Source organism: Pseudomonadota bacterium (genome assembly GCA_026388215.1).
Taxonomy (GTDB): domain Bacteria; phylum Desulfobacterota; class Syntrophorhabdia; order Syntrophorhabdales; family Syntrophorhabdaceae; genus JAPLKF01.
In genome coordinates, this window is record JAPLKF010000004.1 from 1 (window position 1) to 1938 (window position 1938).

The 1938-nt window shown below is 42.0% G+C and carries 2 protein-coding genes; both read left to right on the forward strand.

Annotation, left to right across the window (positions count from 1 at the left end; genetic code table 11):
- On the forward strand, window positions 1-768 hold a 768-nt coding region (locus NTU69_00060; protein MCX5801927.1), incomplete at its 5' end, for an MFS transporter.
- Between the two features lie 55 nt (window positions 769-823).
- The gene (gene radC / locus NTU69_00065) at window positions 824-1516 is read left to right on the forward strand and encodes a DNA repair protein RadC (protein MCX5801928.1); all 693 of its coding nucleotides are present in this window, start codon (window positions 824-826) and stop codon (window positions 1514-1516) included.
- Window positions 1517-1938: the final 422 nt, after the last annotated feature.

A 1938-nucleotide genomic window follows, 5' to 3' on the forward strand; every position in this document is an offset into this window, starting at 1 on the left:
ATCTTGCTTCCTCCTGTTATTTCCGCATTTGGAAAGGATGGGTGGAGGTATGCATGGTTTTTTATGGGGATCGCCGTATTCATTTTTGCCTTTGTTTGCTATGCATTCCTGAGAAATAACCCGAAGGAGAAGGGGCTCTCAATTTACGGAGGGGAAGAGGAACAGAAAGGGGGACCAAAGGTTACCCTTTTTTCCGCATTCAAGGATATTGTGGTAGAACCCGAAATATGGAAACTTGGGTGTGTATATTTTATGTATGGCTTCTCTTACATAATATACCTGACCTTTTTTGTTGCATATCTTACCAAGGAATTAGGGGTTGCACCGGTTGCGGCAGGCAGGATATTTGCGGTTCTCGGAGTTTTCAGTATATTCTGCGGGGTTATATGGGGCTGGATATCAGATGTCCTCGGGAGAAGATATGGCTCAATGCTTGCCTACATAACACTTGCCCTTTCGTATGTTGTTTTTGCCTTCTGGAAGGATTCCACAGGTTTTTATATATCCGCTGTAGTGTTTGGCATCACAGCCTGGTCTATCCCTACTATTATGGCGGCAGCTTCAGGAGATGCAGTGGGGGGAAGGCTGGCACCTGCGGGTCTTGGTTTTATTACACTCTTTTTTGGAATAGGCCAGGCCCTGGGACCTGTAATAGGCGGTTTAATCAAGGATGCAACAGGGACATTCACAAATGCCTTTGCCCTTTCTACTGCTGTCTCTTTATTGGGTGCCTTTGGCTCTCTGATACTGAAGAAGCGGGCATCATAGCATGGAGCATGGAGCAGATAGCAGAGGGTATATGCTTTAAAACGCGAGGGATACTATGAAAAATGATGGGTCATTTACTGTCCGTGACCTGCCGAAGCCGGAAAGGCCGAGGGAGAGGCTCTTAAAGTTCGGTGCTGAGGCATTATCATCTCAGGAGCTTCTGGCTCTGATTGTTGGGCAGGGTGTTTCCAAAAAATCTGTCATGACTATTGCCCAGGAATTAATGACAAGGTTTGGTAGTATCAGGGCAATAAGCGAGGCAACAATCGAAGAGCTTTGTAAGATAAAGGGTATCGGCATTGCAAAATCAGCCAAGCTCAAGGCTTCATTTGAACTTGCAAAAAGAGAGGATTTGGAAGAAGAACATGTAGATTACGATATTAAAGACCCTCAAGGTGTGGTAAAAGCTATTCGTGCAAAAATCAAAGATAAAGCAAAGGAACATTTCAAGCTTATCCTCCTCAACACACGGAATAAAATAATAGGGATATCAGACATTTCAACGGGCACCCTTAGTGCGAGTCTTGTCCATCCCCGTGAGGTTTTTAAAGAGGTAATCACGCATAGCGCCTCTTCGGTAATCTTGGTCCACAACCACCCCTCGGGTGACACTGAGCCATCAGAAGAGGATATAAAAATAACCAGGCGTATGATTGAAGCAGGCAAAATATTGGGGATTGAAGTCCTCGATCACATCATCATCGGAAAGAAGGACTTTTGCAGCCTGAAAGCAAAAGGACTTATGTAACTATATACTTCCATTGGAAAAATTCAGAACATATAATTTTCTTGGCAATGTTATATTTATAGTGCTAAATATGTCTTATAAGGACATTTAATGCGTTATAAATATGACAATTTAAAAACCCTTGGATCAAGCGGCACATTTAGAATGTTTTTATAGGGTTTGCATTAAGGCAAAAAAACGATGGGTAATATAGGCATAGGAGAATATATTGTTTAATGGCAAAGAGGCATAGAGGAAAGCTTGTTTTTATGAATAGCTTAAGGGGGAAATTGGAATATAAGAAATAAAAAAGAGAGACATTGCCTCGGGACGGAACCCTTTGGTTTGTCTCTCATCGTGATTATGGATTAATAATATTATGGATTTTAACTTTTTCAGTGTTAAGAGGAAAAAAGGTATAATTGAAGGAAAATGGCGAAGAG